The sequence below is a fragment of the Pedobacter sp. KH_004 genome (assembly GCF_057840755.1).
The window spans coordinates 2256363-2271847 of record NZ_CM174519.1 but is presented as its reverse complement, the minus strand read 5'-3'; the positions used below and the strand labels follow the sequence as shown (position 1 = coordinate 2271847).

Here is a 15485-nt window from a genome sequence, read left to right as displayed (position 1 = left end):
GCGTAGAAACGCAACAATCTTATTATCAATTTGTAATCATTATCCATCTAAACTTAATCTGCCTCGCAACTCTTGCTCTTCGAAAACCGGTAGGCATAAAACGGCAATTGCACCTTTTGAATCTGCTCCAGATTGCAGCGTAAAGCTTGCACAGTCATTATATTGTTTATTAATCATTTTGATTCTTTCTTTTATAGATGCCAGTCCTAATGATTGTTCTTTTATATCAGCAAATCTCGAAGGTTTTTCTTTGTGATTCAATCCTACTCCATTATCGGCTACCGTAATGCAAATCCCGTTTTCAATCTTTTTAATGTTTACAGATAAATGGCCATCTTTTTTATCACTTTGTATTAACCCATGTAAAATAGCATTCTCTATCAAAGGCTGAATAAGCATAGGTGGGAGGTAAGTTGTTTTTAACTGAATATTCTCATCTACTTCAAAAGCATAAGTAAACGCACCAGCATACCTCATGGCTTCCAATTCGGTATATAACATCAAGGCTTTCCATTCCTTATCTGCCGTGACTAAGCTTTTGGTTGAATTTTCCAATATCAATCTACTTAATGCAGCAAATTTTTGAATTAGGCGGGAAGCTGTTTTTTTATCATTTTCCATGATATAAGACTCTATGGAATTTAATACATTGAAAATAAAATGCGGGTTCATTTGCGAACGAATTGATTTAAGTTCGCTCTCTGAAAGTTGGTATTGGTGCATTAAATTGAGCGCATTTTGTTCGGCTTGTTTTTGTTGTAAGGTGTTTTTATACCTCAGCTGCCTAATGCGGTAGATGCTGAAAATAAAAATTATAATAGCTATTGAAGCAATTAATAAAATGACAAAATTTCGTTCTTTTTGGCTGGTTTTTACGTTCGCAAGTACCAATTTTTGCTTATTTATGAATAAACTGTCTTGCTTCTGGCGTAGCTCGTATTTTGCACCCATTTCAGCAACGGCGTTACCAATACTTTCGGTATTGATTTTATCCTTCGTGATATTTTCTAAATTTTTGAAGTAATATGCCTTATCGAATTGTTGTTGTTGGCCATAGACGTAAGCAAAATTGTGGTATAAAACAGCTTTGTTTGCGTCGGTAATGTAAGGTGATAGATATTTCTCTGCCTTTCTTAAATTTTCAATACTCTCATCAAATTTATTCTGTTGCATAAGGCAATCGCCAATATTTGCGTAGGCTGCATATAGACCAATACTATCTTTAGCCAATGCTAAGCCTTTAATGGCTTGTTTGTAATTGGCTAAAGCACTATTATAGTTCTTTTTTAAAGAATAAATATCTGCAGTAAATAGTAATGCCGTATTTTTAGAATTGTTAAATTTCGACGGATCTTGCGTCACTTTGTTGAAGTAAAAAAGTGCACTATCGAGTTTATTTAAGCTTTTGAATGACAGGCCAATATTATTTAAGTTATCAAATAAGTAGGTGCTATCTTTTAGGATTTTGTCAAAATAGAGCTGTTTCTTAAAGTAGCTAATTGCAGTAGGATAACGCTTTGTAAAGCTTAATTCGATGTTGCCTAGCCGACTGAATAAAAACGATAGGGCAGGATAATCTTTTTTGCTTTCACAAAATTTAATCGCTTCACCATAATAAAATATGCTCGAATCTATTTTGCTTAGCGATTCATAATTGTTTCCCAAATGCATGTTAATTCTCTCCGAGTAGTTTTTATCTATTCCTTTAAGTGCTTTGGCTTTAAATAAGAGGTTAATTGCATCTTGATATTTGCCACTTTTGGTATAGAGCCTTGCAGAATCTACCAATAGCTTGTACTTACTTTGAGAAAACCCCAAGAAATGAATTAATAATAAACTGGCAACTAAGCAATATCTCGGGGAAAGCATCGATAGCTAAAGTTTTATCTGATTAGCCTGTTTAAATTCAATCGTAGGGATAGGAGGTGGAGTTGGTTTTGGTTTCACTAGAATTACCTGCTCGCTTATAGGTACACCTTTTAAAAGAAACTTAGTGACAATATTATTCCCCTCGAAGGTGATTCTAATTTCACAATCATTAAAATCTACATCTTTTCCTACTACAAACTGGATTTTTTTTGCCGGATTTAATTTCTCGAATAATTTTGGTTTTGCAGTTTTGCCAGCCACTGAAGATTTGCCGATGTTGGCGTTTTTTTTAGGTGCGTTCATCCGAATTTGGTTAAATTTTGGAGTAAATTATTGTTACATATCTCTGCAAGTTTATACGTATAAAACTGTGCAGATTTATTTATACCTAAATTAGAATAATAAATGTAAAAAGGAATGAATGTTCAATCATTAATTCTAGTATTCCAATCATTTTAAATGCCCTTCTATCAGTAGGTTAGTATTGATGTTCCGATAAAGAAGCTAATTATGCGGTGGTAGGATATTATTTCTATGTTTTATGATGAGGAAATATAGCCCAAGTAAAAAGTGGAATTTAGTTTGCCACTGGCTTAATTAATGAATCAATTAGGATTAAACGATTTTCTACTTAGGTTTTCACATAAATCTCAAATCTCATACTTTTTGCGTTCCATGCTTCCTCCTCGCATAGGTAACTCTATTCAATTTTTTTACTCATTGTAAGCCTGTATTCACTCATCAACACTACGCCTGCAATCATTACCAGAAAATGTGAAGAATATGGGTTATAAATTTACAGAGGAAAGGCATCTAGCGGATCAATCTCGGTCAGATTTATCCGAATATGTTTAACTACCTTTCTATTAAATTTTGTTTCAAGTTGCTTCCAAAAAATAAATACCCGAAATTTAGTAAAAATGATGAATCGATGTTAAGAGCAGCAATTTTAGACGATGAAATTAGAGGAAGCAAATTGCTTGCGCACAAGCTTGATGTTTTTGAAAATGAATTACAGGTGGTTGGCGTATTTAATGATGCTACACTAGCTGTTGATGCTATTGCTAAACTAGATTTAGATGTGCTCTTTTTAGATGTTGAAATGCCAGGAATGAACGGCTTCCAGGTTTTGGGACGCCTGGGCACATTCAACTTTGAAGTAATTTTTACCACTGCTTATGACAGTTACACTTTGGAGGCACTCCGTTTAAGCGCTGTTGATTATTTAATGAAACCTGTAGATGAGGACGAGTTGAAAACGGCCATTAACCGACTTAAGAAAAGAGTATTCGAAAAAGCTTATAGCAAAGTTATTATACGAGAAAAAAAACCTAAGAATAAACTAGCCTTGCCCACTGCCGAGGGGATTTATTTAATCGATAAGGTAAATATAGTGCGGGTTGAGGCTATGAGTAATTATAGTGTTTTTATACTTGCAGATGCCAAAAAAATTGTGGTCTCGAAAACATTGAAAGAATATGAACCTGTTTTGGATGATGCCCAATTTATGAGGGTAAACCGTTCGGTGATTGTTAATTTAGATTACGTGGTAAAATATCGAAAAGGAGATGGAGGGACACTAGAATTATCAGATGGTGCAGAAATAGAGGTCTCGGTTCAAAAAAAGGAAATGTTGATGCAAAAACTGTTTTAAGATTGATCTTCAGCACTGCTAAACACTTTCATGCCATAGAAAACTCTAAGCAAAATAAGATTTACCAACTTGTATCTTTCGATTTTTGTTTACATATGTCAATTTTCTACTCTATAACTAAAACAATTTTGCATATTGGTGGTTTCACACAGTGAATAAGCATTTGCAAACTAATTTTTGACTTAGAATTATATGGGTAAGAAAATATGCCTGCTCGAGGATGATCAGGGTATTAAAGAGATTATTGAATTGATTTTAACTGAAGAGAATTATGAAGTTTTTGGATTTTCGAATGTAAAAGAGTTCATGGCCTTTGATGATAAAGGTTCTCAAGATTTATATTTGTTAGATGTAAAACTTCCTGATGGCAATGGAATTGATGTGTGCGAAATGCTTAAAAAAGATCCGGAAACTAAGAATATTCCCATTATGATGATGAGTGCACATGCTGCGCTTAGCGAAATGAAGAAAAAATGTGGGGCGGAGGATTTTATTGCAAAACCATTCGATATATTTGATCTATTGCAAAGAGTAGGAGGGTTTGTCGGTCAACATAATTAGTCAACCGACAATAAAATTGCTAAGTTAAAGGGTATCAGATGCCATAACTTCCTTTATAATTTTTCAAGTACTTTTTTAGTTCTATACGTGCCTGATGGATGTGGGTCTTCACCGTTCCGATAGGTATCCCTAACTCTTCTGCGATTTCGTGGTATTTATATCCCTCAAAGTAACGTTGGAAAGGAATGCTGTAATTTTGTGGAATACTGGCGAGTGCTTTTTGAATATCACCCATGATAAACTTCCCTTCAGATGCGTTTTTAGAAGCACTTTTTAGTAAATGTGCGCTCGAAATATCTTCTTCTGTCGTAATTAGTTCGTTCCTTTTCTGGTCTTTTCTGTAATTATTGATAAAAGTATTCCGCATGATTACGTATAGCCAACCTTTAATATTGGTGCCTTCGTCAAAATTATGACAGAATCTAATGCCCTTCATCAGCGTGTCTTGAACCAGATCTTTGGCTTCGTCTTCATCTTTGGTAAAACGTATCGCATGCGAATATAGGGATGTAGCATGCCGATCGGCATTGTGGCTAAATTCTATTTGATCCATATTATAGGGATTTGGTTAAATATCTTTATCAATCACATGATTGATAATTTTCTTTATCAAATATTATAACATGAATGCTAGAACATGGTTTGCAACTTGGTACCAGAAACAGCCGTATTGATATTAATTACGTAATAAATACGGTTAAATTTTGTGGTTAATACAACTGATTCTCTATTTATTGGTTTAGAAGCTGCATTGACGCAAGTAAAAGTAGAAGCAAGGAATGGTAAATACTTGGAATTAACCTGTAGCTGAAAGCTGTTGATGATTATTTTCAATGGCTGTTAAATCGTATCTTTTATATTCGTAAGCTATAGCCATTTTTCGAAGATCATTTAGCTCTGATGATAAAAATATCGACTGGATATTGGTGTTTTCTGAGAGTTGTTTAAGTCTTGCTATAACTTTCTTGTAGTCTTGGTCGTTATTTATTTTGATCATTTGGTATGTATTGAGTGGCTAATTTCCGGATGATAACAAGACATCAGGACAAAAAGTTTTAGATAAATATTAATAAACAACAGGCTTATAGCATCGAACTTTTTTTATCAATAAGTTTAACTTAGAAACCTTTGCGACAGGAGTTTGTTATGGAAAGATGAAAAACAATACTGCTAAAAATATCGCCAGGATCATGTTAGGCACCGGACTGATTATTGCCGGCGTTGGTCATTTAACTTTTGCCCGGAAAGAATTTCAGGCACAAGTACCAGATTGGGTTCCGCTGAAAAAGGATGACACTGTTATTTATTCGGGCTTAGTTGAAATTGCAATGGGAACCGCACTGGTTTTTGCTCCAGTAAAATACAGAAGTACAGTTGGCATTTTAGCTGCCTCGTTATTTGTTGCAGTTTTTCCCGGTAATGTTTCTCAATACTTAAACAAACGTGATGGCTTTGGTTTAGATACTGATCAAAAACGGTTGATGCGATTATTTTTTCAACCTGTACTTATTTTTTGGGCAATAAAAGGTACAAAACAAAAGCGGTTAGCGGCTTTGTAATGTCGATGAATATTTTTATTTTCAATCTTACTTTGAAAATAAAACTCACGCTCCATGTTTAAAGACATTTTCTCTTTTTACGGTCGAATTCGCCGTACCGAATACTGCATTACTTTTCTTGCCTATTGGCTGTGTCTTTTTATCATTAGCGCTCTGGCTGAAAGCCCAGGAATGGAATGGGCAGGTATATTTGTTCTTTTGCCGGTTTTTATTTTAATCTCGCAGGGAGCGAAAAGATGTCATGATTTAGGCAATTCTGGTTGGTATTTGCTTATCCCATTTTATATTTTCGTAATGCTGTTTAGTGCTGGTGATTACGGCGCTAACGAATACGGCGACAACCCCAAAGGTGAAGGCAATGAACCCAATGTAGATCCTTTTGGTTATGATGTTAAAACAGGAACCTTTGCTGAACAGCAAACCACTCCAGATCCATTTCTTTCTAAAAGTGAAGATTCATTTACCAGCTAAAGGCGAAGCCGTTCAAACAATGAACCGCTTTCCTCGTTTTACTGCTGTAATAACTTAACATGAAACACTACGACGTCATTATCATTGGAGCCGGACAGGCGGGAATTCCGCTTGCTAAAAAATTAGCAAATGCAGGAATGAAAACTGCGCTTGTTGAAAAAAGAATTGTGGGTGGTACCTGTATTAACGACGGTTGTACACCAACAAAAACAATGATTGCCTCAGCCCGGGCGGCATTCCAAGCCAAAAATGCCGGAAAACTTGGTGTTGTAATTGGAGATATTAAAGTTGATCTTAAAGAAATAAAAAAGCGGAAAGACGGAATTGTAAAACTATTTCAAGAGTCAGCTCAAAAAGGAATTGAATCAACGAAGGGTTTGAAGCTATATATGGGTGCCGCTACTTTCACAGGGAAAAAGGAACTCAAAGTGGAAATGAATGATGGAGGAAGCGAAAACTTATCAGCAGATTTAATTTTCATCAATACCGGTGCGAGTACGGTAATTCCAGATATTAAAGGTTTGAATGAAGTGGAATATCTCACTTCAACTTCTATATTAGATTTAACTGAAATTCCAGAGCATCTTGTTATCATTGGTGGCAATTATATTGGTTTGGAGTTTGGCCAAATGTTTAGCCGCTTTGGCAGCAAAGTAACTATTCTCGAAAAATCATCCCATGTTTTAGCAAGAGAAGATCATGATGTTTCTGATGAAATTTGCAAAGTTTTAGGGAACGAAGACATTAAGTTCTTGACTTCGGTAGAAGTGTCTGAAATTAAGAAAGTGAAAAGTGGGTTAACAATTAGTCTAAAGCAAAAATCAGAAAATAAAAGCATTAATTGTACTCATATACTGGTTGCGGCCGGTAGAAAACCACAAACCGAAAATCTGGGTCTAAACTATTGTGGGGTAAAAACCAATGAGAAAGGTCATGTCGCTGTGAATACGAAGTTAGAGACTAATGTTAAAGGTATTTATGCTTTGGGCGATGTTAACGGCGGTCCGGCATTTACACATATTGCTTATAACGACCATGTAATCATTTACCAAAACCTGGTGAAAAAGGAAAACCTTTCTACAAAGGGACGGCCGGTTCCGTATTGCATGTTTACTGATCCGCAAATGGCAAGGATAGGAATTTCGGAAAACGAAGCAAAGGAGCGAGGTTTAAATTATAAAGTTGCCGTGTTGCCAATGGCTAATGTTGCCCGAGGTATTGAAACCGGAGAAACATTTGGTTTGATGAAAGCCGTGGTTGATGCTAAAACCAAGAACATTTTAGGAGCTACAGTAATTGCTGCGGATGGGGGCGAAATTATGTCGGTTTTGCAAATGGCTATGCAAGGCGGTATTACCTATGATAAAATTCGATATGGCATTTTTGCTCACCCAACTTATACAGAATCATTGAACAATCTTTTTATGAAATTGGATGATTAGTGTTAATGGAATAAGTAAAAGTTTTGGCGGCAATGAAGCCGTTAAAAAGATTTCTTTTGACGTATTGCCAGGAGAAAGCTTGATTCTTCTGGGCACAAGTGGTTGTGGCAAGACAACTACCCTTAAAATGATAAATCGACTGATTGCACCAGATTCGGGACAGATAAACATTAACGGCAAAAATATTGCGGGAGAAAAACCAGAGATTTTGCGTCGAAGCATTGGTTACGTGTTGCAGAATAATGGCTTGTTTCCACATTACACGGTGGCAGAAAACATTGCCATTGTACCCAAACTTCTGGGCTGGGATAATAAAAAAACGATATTAAGAACTCAGGAAATTTTGGAAAAGCTCCATCTATCAGAACAGTATTTATCTATGTTTCCAAATGCATTAAGCGGTGGACAGCAACAACGCGTTGGCTTAGCCAGGGCATTGGTAACCGATCCATCTATATTATTGATGGATGAACCCTTTGGCGCTCTGGATAATGTAACCCGAACCAGCATCAGAAAAGAATTTAAGGCTCTGGAAGAACTTAAACGGAAAACAATGGTGATGGTGACGCATGATATTCATGAAGCTTTTGAGCTTGCAGACCGCATTTGTTTAATGGATAAAGGTAAAGTTATCCAGATTGGAACACCAAAAGAGTTACTTTTTAAGCCCGTAAATAAGTTTGCAAAGGATTTTTTGGCAGGCGAAAAGTTATCATTAGCCTTTAAAGCTGTTTCATTAGATGATTTATGGGATTTTTTACCATCATCTGAGACACAAACACCCACCGCTATTCCATCTACCGAAAGCGTATGGGATACAATGGGAAAGCTGCAAATGCAAAACAGTATTGAGGTTAAAAATCAATCTGGTAGTTATAAAAATATTGATTTCGATAAATTAACAGCGGCATTTAGTTTATATCAAAAAAGGAATCGCCATGAATGAGAACCAGCAAAGCCTGTGGCAATTCATGGCCGAACAGTCAGATAAGCTGTTCAATCAAACCCTCCAACATTTAGGTTTAACATTTATTTCGCTGTTTTTTGCGGTTTTGGTTGGTTTGCCTTTGGGCATTTCAATAGCCAGAAAGCGCAACTTATCAGGGTCGGTTTTAGCTTTTGCAGGTGTTTTGCAAACTATTCCGAGCATTGCCTTATTGGGATTTATGATTCCATTATTAGGAATTGGTGCGAAGCCCGCTATTGTTGCGTTGCTCATCTATGCGCTTTTGCCCATTATCCGAAACACTTATACGGGCATTGTTGGCATAGATGCCAATGTACGTGAGGCTGCGAAGGCGATGGGAATGAGTGCGAAACAAATTCTGTTTAAAGTAGAGCTTCCGATAGCCATGCCTGTAATTTTAGCTGGAATACGAACCGCTACCGTCATCAATGTGGGGGTCGCAACGCTGGCATCCTACATCGCTGCGGGTGGTTTGGGTGAATTTATTTTCGGGGGAATATCATTGAACAATACCAACATGATTCTCGCTGGTGCAATCCCGGCAGCAGTGTTGGCCATTTTATTAGATGCTTTACTGGCGCTCCTTCAAAACCTCAATATCAAGAAACTAAAGCGGGTATTGATCATTCTTCCTATTGTGATTTTAATTTTGGGTGGCTTTTATTTGCTGCCGAAAGCTTACGGAAGTTCGCTGACTGCTGGTTTTACGCCAGAGTTTATGGGTAGGCAAGATGGCGATTTAGGGTTGAAATCCGTTTACGGTTTAAAAATCCATACGATTGTAATTAGTGATGCGGTAATGTACAAAGCTGCTTTTGAGAAGGAATTGGATGTAATTAGCGGATATTCTACCGATGGAAGATTGAAGGCATTCGACCTAATCATCTTAAAGGATGACAAAGGTATTTTTCCACCTTATTATGCAGCACCAATTGTTAGAACATCTTCCCTAAAAAAGTTTCCTGAATTAGAAAAAACACTAAATCTTCTTGAAGGCAAAATTAACGATTCTATAATGACTGATCTTAATTACAAAACGGATCAGCTACACCAAAGTCCTGAGCGGGTTGCAAAGGAGTTTCTGGAAAGTCAGAAGTTGTATAAGTCGGCGCTAAATGGTAAGGGAGAAACGGTACGCATTGGTTCTAAAATTTTCGGCGAACAGTACATTTTAGCAGAAATGTATAAAATGCTTATTCAGGGAAATACCAATTATCAGGTGGCTACTAAAACGGGTTTGGGCGGCACAAAAATTTGCTTCGATGCATTGGTTAACGATCAGATAGATTTTTATCCTGAATATACAGGAACCGGATTGTTGGTTTTGCTACAACCAGATGCAGATTTTGCAAGGAAAATTGCTCATGATAAAGATAAAACCTACAACTACGTTAAAGATGAATTCATCAAGAAATTCGGAATTAAATGGTTAACTCCAATTGGTTTTAATAATTCTTATGCTTTAATGATGCGCCGAAAACAATCAAAAGAACTTGGTGTTTATTCTATCACAGATCTGAAGCAATATCTAGACAACAACAAATGAATTTAAGCGAAGAATACTTGCTAATTAGAAAGCATTCTGAAGAAATATGTGAGCCTCTGCAAACGGAGGATTATGTAGTTCAACCGATAGTTGACGTTAGCCCTCCAAAATGGCATTTGGGCCATACCACCTGGTTTTTCGAAACCTTTATTTTGAAACCCTTTTCGCCAGAATACCAAGAGTTTAATCCAGATTATAATTACGTTTTTAACAGCTATTATGAAACCGTTGGCGCAAGGGTAATCCGTACCGATCGTGGTAATTTAAGCCGGCCAAGTGTGAACGAAGTTTATCAATATCGTGCTTATGTAGATGAAGCCATGGCTAAATTACTTTCTTGCCCTGTAGATGAGAAGTTAACAGAATTGCTGCATTTGGGTTTCAATCATGAGCAACAACATCAGGAACTCCTGCTAACTGATATCAAATATATTTTAGGTAATAATCCGTTGTTTCCAGTTTACGATATAAATTGGAAAGATAAAAGCTTACCGGCATCTGAAACACAAATGATAGGTGTTCCGGAAGGCGTTTATGAAGTTGGATACAGCGGTAATGGCTTTTGCTTTGATAATGAACTATCGAGACACAAAGTATATCTTCAGAATTTCGCAATAAGTACTGCTTTGGTAACTAACGGAGAATATTTGGATTTTATTGAGGCTGGTGGTTATAAAAATTTTAGCCTGTGGCATGCGGAAGGTTGGGATTGGGTAAACAACAATCAAATTGTAGCACCCATGTACTGGAGCAAGACGGATGATGCCTGGTTTGTTTACACGCTTAATGGCTTGCAATCGATCGACCTCAAAGCGCCTGTAACGCATGTAAGTTATTACGAAGCTTATGCCTTTGCCAGTTGGAAGGGTTTGCGTTTGCCTACTGAATTTGAGTGGGAAATAGCAGCACAGCAATTGACTTGGGGGGCAAGATGGGAGTGGACTGAAAGTGCTTATTTGCCGTATCCAGGTTTTAGTAAAGCGCAAGGTGCGCTTGGAGAGTATAATGGCAAATTTATGGTAAACCAAAAAGTGCTTCGTGGTGCATCGGTTGCTACACCTCTAGGACATGAACGCAGCACTTACCGCAATTTTTTTCATCCACATTTAAGGTGGCAATTTACAGGCATAAGATTAGCAAAGTAACCTATGGATTCTATTATTACCAATCAGATTGCGTCAGTTGGTACATCATTTTTAACTGATGTTTTACAAGGATTGCAAAGTAAACCTAAGTTTTTAAGCTCCAAATATTTCTATGATGAAAAAGGCGACCGCATATTTCAGCAAATCATGGATATGGATGAATACTATCTTACTGATGCAGAGATGGAGATTATGGAGCAACAATCTTCAGAATTAGGGAGATTTATTGTTGTTGATGATCAACCCTTTGATTTGATTGAGCTTGGCGCTGGCGATGCGACCAAATCTATTCATCTATTAAATGCCTTGTTAAAACAACAGCTTAATTTTACTTATTTTCCTATTGATATTTCAACGCATGTAATCAACGATCTGGAAGAAAATCTACCTAAAAAACTTCCTCAGTTGAAAATGGAGGGACTTAATGGCGATTACTTTAAGATGCTTAAAAAAGCAAAGGAAATTTCGAGTCTCCGGAAAGTGGTTTTATTTATGGGAGCCAATATCGGTAATATGGACTTAAGCGACGCCGAACAGTTTTGCAATGATTTACGGAATGAGCTTTCCCCAAATGATTTGCTGATTATCGGATTTGATTTAAAGAAAAATCCGAAACAGATTTTGGCAGCCTATAATGATTCTGCGGGGATTACGCGTTCGTTCAATTTGAATCTTCTGGATCGGATAAATAATGAATTAGATGGTGATTTCGATGTTTCAAAGTTCGATCATTACGCATCATACGATCCAGAAACCGGAGCTTGCAAAAGTTATTTAATCAGTTTGCAAGAGCAGTGGGTAAACGTAGGCGATGAAACCATTCACTTCGACGCAAATGAATTTATCTACATGGAGATCTCACAAAAATATTCTCTTGAAGATGTGGATGCGTTGGCTAAAAAATCTGGCTTCAACCCAATACATCGTTTTTTCGATCATCAGAAATATTTTACAGATGCCGTTTGGAAAGTAGATTAACTTTTTCCATCAATCACATCAAGCAGTTTCTGTAAATCATCCTCAGTATTATAAAAATGGAACGAAAATCTCGTTCCGGCGCCCCTTGCTGAACATAGAATGTTAGCTTCAGCCAGTTTTTGGACTAATTTTTCTTCCAAAGGTAAGCTGATAATGGTTGATTGGCTTTCTCTTTCTGTCATCCAAACTGGGAGTAAACCTCTATTAAAAAATTTTAATCTTGCCTTTTGGCAAAGGAGTTGGTTGCTTTTTTCGATGTGCTCAAACCCGGTAGATTGTAAGAAGTTAAGGCTGTGATAAAGCGAGCCGAAATTTAAGGTATCTAAATGGCCAGGTTCAAAACACATATCCAAATGACTTTTTCCATTTAAAAATGGCGCTGTTGGAAGTTTTTTATTCACTCTATCTTGATAGAGTTCGCCAATTAATTGTTCTGATAACAAAGTGAATCCATTTCCAAATCCAGAAAGTAACCATTTATAGCCACTCGAAATGAGTGCATCTAAGCCTGATTGTTTAAAGTTAAATGGGGTTGTGCCACAAAACTGGGTTCCATCGGCCATCAACAAAATCTGCGGATAGGTTTGCTTGATTTTCTTGATAAAATCTTCTGATAATTTATAACCGCTAATATACTGCACCATACTGAATGCAAATGCGGTAGGTTTAAAATCTTCAATTGCTTTAATAATATTCTGCTCCAAGTTAACATCAATATCAACCTCTGTAAATTCAAAACCTAAAGTTTTTACCGGATAGGCAAGAGAAGGATAATCTTCTTTTAGAAGCAAAAATCGATGGTTTTGATCTAGCCCATTCAGTAAGGTATTAAATCCAAAAGAAAAGTTTGGGGTTAAAAAGATATTTTCTGCCTGGTAAATTTCAGCAAGTTTCTTTCTCAAATATTTGATTATCGTAGCCTGTTTTACCCTAAAATTGCTTCCTTCATTTAGATACTCAACATCGTGTTTGTTGCGCCATTCTAATAGCGGTTGGCTTAGAATGCCAGAATAAGCAGTATTTAGGTAGGTGCTGTGATTTAAAACCGGAAATAAATCTTGAAAGTTCATCATCAAAAGTAACAGAAAATAACTACCCAAACCATAAGCTTTCTATTTTGTTAATTCTTCTATACCGTAACCAAATGGAAAATCATACTTCAATTTTAATTAACGAACTTAAAAAATTATTGAGTGGCGGAGGAGCGCATGTAGGTTTGAAAGAAGCACTTGCAGATTTAACGATTGAGCAGGTTTCAAAAAAGCCTGATCTCCTACCTTACAGCATCTGGCAATTGGCAGAGCATATCCGTATAGCTCAATGGGATATGCTTGAATTTAGTAAAGATGGCAATCATCAGTCTCCGAAATGGCCTGAGCAGTATTGGCCGGAAGAGGTTGCTCCAGAAAGCGAAGAAGTCTGGATTAAAACCATCGCCAGTATAGAAACTGACCTAAAAGAGTTTATCTCATTGATGAAATCGAAAGATCTTTATCTCCAAATTCCGCATGGGCAGGGACAAACACTACTTCGCGAAGCGCTGCAAATTGCTGATCATAATGCTTATCACACTGCAGAAATAGTAGTAATAAGAAGATTAATCGGTGCCTGGAAGAGTTAACTGATACAAGCGCCCCAAATATTGTTTTACTAATTTTTATATCATCATGTTACAAACAAGCAAAGCATTTAGTTTATTCTCTGTAAAGAACATTGAAGAGGCAAAAGCATTTTATGAGTCAATTGGTTTGAAAACCAAAGTAGGAGAGATGGGCCTTTTGGAGTTGGCACTGGAAGGGAATGAAAACATCATGCTCTACCCAAAAGATAATCATCAACCGGCAACTTTTACTGTATTAAACTTTCCTGTGAACAATATTCATAAAGCTGTAGATGAATTGATTTCTAAAGGAATAAAATTCGAACAATACGATTCAGAATATCTTAAAACTGATGAAAAGGGCATCTCGAGAGGCGAGCAAGGACCGAAGATTGCCTGGTTCAAAGATCCATCAGGAAATATTCTATCGGTTTTGGAGGGGTAAAATTGAATTCATCAATCAGCTGAAAGGAGCTGATTGATGAATTTTTAATTAGGCCAATAGCCCGTAACATTGGTAGGCAATTTCGTATTCTTCATTGGTTGGGATCACCAGAATTTTTACTCGGGATTCGTTGGTACTTACATCTGCAATTCCGCCCGAATAGTTTAAGTTACTCTCGGCATCCATTTCAATACCGAGAAAATTCAGCTCATCGCAAACGGAAGCACGCATTAATTTGTCGTTTTCTCCAACACCGGCTGTAAATACGACAGCATCAAGGCCATTTAAAATTGCTGCATAAGCACCGATAAATTTTTTAATTCGGTAAGCATAAAGCTGGAGTGCTAAAATTGCACCACCACTACCTTCAGCAGCCAGCTTTCCAATGTCACGCATATCGCTCGAACCGCCTACGCCTAATAATCCCGACTGTTTATTAAACAATGTACTCAACTGATCGAGGCTATAACCCGCATGCTCTATTAAATGAAAAATCACCGAAGGGTCGATATCGCCAGAACGCGTACCCATCATTAATCCACTTAAAGGGCCAAAACCCATGCTGGTATCTATCGATTTTCCATTTTGAACGGCAGTCATGCTGCAGCCATTTCCCAGATGGATGGTGATGATTTTGGAATCTTTTTGATCCAGCCATTTAATTGCTTGCTCACTCACATACTTGTGGCTGGTTCCGTGAAATCCATACACACGAATTCCATGTTCCTTGTAGTACCGGTTTGGAATGGCATACCTAAATGCTTCCTGTGGAATGGTTTGGTGAAAGGCAGTATCAAAAACTGCAATTTGTTTAGCTTTTGTAAATGTTTGTTCTGCAACTTCTATGCATTTCAAATTAACAGGATTATGGAGTGGGGCCAGAGAAAAAAGCTTTCTAATCTGCGCCTTCACTTCCTCTGTTATTAAGGTAGGTCCCGAAAAGTGTTCACCTCCATGTACCACACGGTGGCCAACGGCAGCAATATCATCTGGACTAGCAATAACCGCTCTTTCGCCCTCGCTTAGCAAAGCTAAAACTTGATTCAAACCTTCGCTGTGATCGGCAATGAAACCATTTTTTTCGGTTACAAATTTCTCTCCGCCTGCGTAAACCGTATGTTTAATATAAGAGCCTTCAATGCCAATGCGTTCAACCAATCCACTACAAATTGGCGCCTGCACAGGCATTTTAAAAAGTTGATACTTAAGAGAACTGCTCCCAGAATTTATCACTAAAATATTCATTTT

Annotated in this window: 17 protein-coding genes; 11 read left to right on the top strand and 6 right to left on the bottom strand. The window is 37.1% G+C overall.

Annotated features, from left to right (window positions below):
• Positions 1 to 39 precede the first annotated feature (39 nt).
• Positions 40 to 1869, bottom strand: a complete 1830-nt coding sequence (locus tag AC3ITD_RS09710) for a tetratricopeptide repeat-containing sensor histidine kinase (protein WP_489366037.1) — start codon at positions 1867 to 1869, stop codon at positions 40 to 42.
• Between the two features lie 6 nt (positions 1870 to 1875).
• On the bottom strand, positions 1876 to 2172 hold the full coding sequence (locus tag AC3ITD_RS09705) for a hypothetical protein (protein ID WP_265800570.1): 297 nt from the start codon (positions 2170 to 2172) through the stop codon (positions 1876 to 1878).
• Between the two features lie 628 nt (positions 2173 to 2800).
• Between AC3ITD_RS09705 and AC3ITD_RS09700 the strand changes: the two genes are divergently transcribed.
• Both AC3ITD_RS09700 and AC3ITD_RS09695 read left to right on the top strand, forming a co-directional pair.
• Positions 2801 to 3523, top strand: coding sequence for a LytR/AlgR family response regulator transcription factor (locus AC3ITD_RS09700; protein WP_489366034.1), 723 nt, complete (start codon positions 2801 to 2803; stop codon positions 3521 to 3523).
• Between the two features lie 192 nt (positions 3524 to 3715).
• Positions 3716 to 4084, top strand: coding sequence for a response regulator transcription factor (locus AC3ITD_RS09695; protein ID WP_489366032.1), 369 nt, complete (start codon positions 3716 to 3718; stop codon positions 4082 to 4084).
• Between the two features lie 34 nt (positions 4085 to 4118).
• Here the strand turns inward: AC3ITD_RS09695 and AC3ITD_RS09690 are convergent, their stop codons facing one another.
• On the bottom strand, positions 4119 to 4637 hold the full coding sequence (locus tag AC3ITD_RS09690; protein ID WP_056850180.1) for an RNA polymerase sigma factor: 519 nt from the start codon (positions 4635 to 4637) through the stop codon (positions 4119 to 4121).
• Between the two features lie 243 nt (positions 4638 to 4880).
• On the bottom strand, positions 4881 to 5081 hold the full coding sequence (locus AC3ITD_RS09685) for a hypothetical protein (RefSeq protein WP_489366030.1): 201 nt from the start codon (positions 5079 to 5081) through the stop codon (positions 4881 to 4883).
• Positions 5082 to 5238: 157 nt separating this feature from the next.
• Between AC3ITD_RS09685 and AC3ITD_RS09680 the strand changes: the two genes are divergently transcribed.
• The 7 genes from AC3ITD_RS09680 to egtD are packed head-to-tail and all read left to right on the top strand — an operon-like array spanning position 5239 to position 12192.
• On the top strand, positions 5239 to 5643 hold the full coding sequence (locus AC3ITD_RS09680; RefSeq protein ID WP_489366028.1) for a DoxX family protein: 405 nt from the start codon (positions 5239 to 5241) through the stop codon (positions 5641 to 5643).
• Positions 5644 to 5697: 54 nt separating this feature from the next.
• Positions 5698 to 6114, top strand: coding sequence for a DUF805 domain-containing protein (locus AC3ITD_RS09675; protein ID WP_463485977.1), 417 nt, complete (start codon positions 5698 to 5700; stop codon positions 6112 to 6114).
• Positions 6115 to 6173: 59 nt separating this feature from the next.
• A complete protein-coding gene (locus AC3ITD_RS09670; protein WP_489366026.1) occupies positions 6174 to 7556 on the top strand; it encodes a mercuric reductase in 1383 nt (460 codons plus the stop codon).
• Complete coding sequence (locus AC3ITD_RS09665) at positions 7549 to 8502, top strand: ABC transporter ATP-binding protein (protein WP_489366024.1); 954 nt, start codon at positions 7549 to 7551, stop codon at positions 8500 to 8502. The genes AC3ITD_RS09670 and AC3ITD_RS09665 overlap by 8 nt, the downstream gene beginning before the upstream one ends.
• The gene (locus tag AC3ITD_RS09660) at positions 8495 to 10069 is read left to right on the top strand and encodes an ABC transporter permease/substrate-binding protein (RefSeq protein ID WP_489366021.1); all 1575 of its coding nucleotides are present in this window, start codon (positions 8495 to 8497) and stop codon (positions 10067 to 10069) included. Before AC3ITD_RS09665 ends, AC3ITD_RS09660 begins: the two co-directional genes overlap by 8 nt.
• On the top strand, positions 10066 to 11214 hold the full coding sequence (gene egtB / locus AC3ITD_RS09655; protein WP_489366019.1) for an ergothioneine biosynthesis protein EgtB: 1149 nt from the start codon (positions 10066 to 10068) through the stop codon (positions 11212 to 11214). Before AC3ITD_RS09660 ends, egtB begins: the two co-directional genes overlap by 4 nt.
• Positions 11215 to 11217: 3 nt before the next feature.
• Positions 11218 to 12192, top strand: a complete 975-nt coding sequence (egtD, locus tag AC3ITD_RS09650) for an L-histidine N(alpha)-methyltransferase (RefSeq protein WP_489366017.1) — start codon at positions 11218 to 11220, stop codon at positions 12190 to 12192.
• On the opposite strand, the gene AC3ITD_RS09645 is transcribed toward egtD, so the two are convergent.
• Positions 12189 to 13265, bottom strand: a complete 1077-nt coding sequence (locus tag AC3ITD_RS09645; RefSeq protein ID WP_489366016.1) for an aminotransferase class V-fold PLP-dependent enzyme — start codon at positions 13263 to 13265, stop codon at positions 12189 to 12191. The genes egtD and AC3ITD_RS09645 overlap by 4 nt on opposite strands.
• Before the next feature lie 71 nt (positions 13266 to 13336).
• Between AC3ITD_RS09645 and AC3ITD_RS09640 the strand changes: the two genes are divergently transcribed.
• Both AC3ITD_RS09640 and AC3ITD_RS09635 read left to right on the top strand, forming a co-directional pair.
• Positions 13337 to 13813: a DinB family protein gene (locus tag AC3ITD_RS09640; RefSeq protein WP_489366014.1), complete on the top strand. Its 477-nt coding sequence runs from the start codon at positions 13337 to 13339 to the stop codon at positions 13811 to 13813.
• 46 nt (positions 13814 to 13859) lie between these two features.
• Positions 13860 to 14237, top strand: a complete 378-nt coding sequence (locus tag AC3ITD_RS09635) for a VOC family protein (protein ID WP_489366012.1) — start codon at positions 13860 to 13862, stop codon at positions 14235 to 14237.
• A 48-nt stretch (positions 14238 to 14285) separates the two neighbouring features.
• Here the strand turns inward: AC3ITD_RS09635 and AC3ITD_RS09630 are convergent, their stop codons facing one another.
• Positions 14286 to 15482 (bottom strand): acetate/propionate family kinase, encoded by a 1197-nt coding sequence (locus tag AC3ITD_RS09630; protein WP_489366010.1) that lies wholly within the window; start codon positions 15480 to 15482, stop codon positions 14286 to 14288.
• Positions 15483 to 15485 lie beyond the last annotated feature (3 nt).

What these genes read in the sequence shown, in the direction of transcription:
- AC3ITD_RS09710 (WP_489366037.1), bottom strand. Translation starts at nt 1,869, where the DNA reads ATGCTTTCCCCGAGATATTGCTTAGTTGCCAGTTTATTATTAATTCAT.
- AC3ITD_RS09705 (WP_265800570.1), bottom strand. Translation starts at nt 2,172, where the DNA reads ATGAACGCACCTAAAAAAAACGCCAACATCGGCAAATCTTCAGTGGCT.
- AC3ITD_RS09700 (WP_489366034.1), top strand. Translation starts at nt 2,801, where the DNA reads ATGTTAAGAGCAGCAATTTTAGACGATGAAATTAGAGGAAGCAAATTG.
- AC3ITD_RS09695 (WP_489366032.1), top strand. Translation starts at nt 3,716, where the DNA reads ATGGGTAAGAAAATATGCCTGCTCGAGGATGATCAGGGTATTAAAGAG.
- AC3ITD_RS09690 (WP_056850180.1), bottom strand. Translation starts at nt 4,637, where the DNA reads ATGGATCAAATAGAATTTAGCCACAATGCCGATCGGCATGCTACATCC.
- AC3ITD_RS09685 (WP_489366030.1), bottom strand. Translation starts at nt 5,081, where the DNA reads ATGATCAAAATAAATAACGACCAAGACTACAAGAAAGTTATAGCAAGA.
- AC3ITD_RS09680 (WP_489366028.1), top strand. Translation starts at nt 5,239, where the DNA reads ATGAAAAACAATACTGCTAAAAATATCGCCAGGATCATGTTAGGCACC.
- AC3ITD_RS09675 (WP_463485977.1), top strand. Translation starts at nt 5,698, where the DNA reads ATGTTTAAAGACATTTTCTCTTTTTACGGTCGAATTCGCCGTACCGAA.
- AC3ITD_RS09670 (WP_489366026.1), top strand. Translation starts at nt 6,174, where the DNA reads ATGAAACACTACGACGTCATTATCATTGGAGCCGGACAGGCGGGAATT.
- AC3ITD_RS09665 (WP_489366024.1), top strand. Translation starts at nt 7,549, where the DNA reads ATGATTAGTGTTAATGGAATAAGTAAAAGTTTTGGCGGCAATGAAGCC.
- AC3ITD_RS09660 (WP_489366021.1), top strand. Translation starts at nt 8,495, where the DNA reads ATGAATGAGAACCAGCAAAGCCTGTGGCAATTCATGGCCGAACAGTCA.
- egtB (WP_489366019.1), top strand. Translation starts at nt 10,066, where the DNA reads ATGAATTTAAGCGAAGAATACTTGCTAATTAGAAAGCATTCTGAAGAA.
- egtD (WP_489366017.1), top strand. Translation starts at nt 11,218, where the DNA reads ATGGATTCTATTATTACCAATCAGATTGCGTCAGTTGGTACATCATTT.
- AC3ITD_RS09645 (WP_489366016.1), bottom strand. Translation starts at nt 13,265, where the DNA reads ATGATGAACTTTCAAGATTTATTTCCGGTTTTAAATCACAGCACCTAC.
- AC3ITD_RS09640 (WP_489366014.1), top strand. Translation starts at nt 13,337, where the DNA reads ATGGAAAATCATACTTCAATTTTAATTAACGAACTTAAAAAATTATTG.
- AC3ITD_RS09635 (WP_489366012.1), top strand. Translation starts at nt 13,860, where the DNA reads ATGTTACAAACAAGCAAAGCATTTAGTTTATTCTCTGTAAAGAACATT.
- AC3ITD_RS09630 (WP_489366010.1), bottom strand. Translation starts at nt 15,482, where the DNA reads ATGAATATTTTAGTGATAAATTCTGGGAGCAGTTCTCTTAAGTATCAA.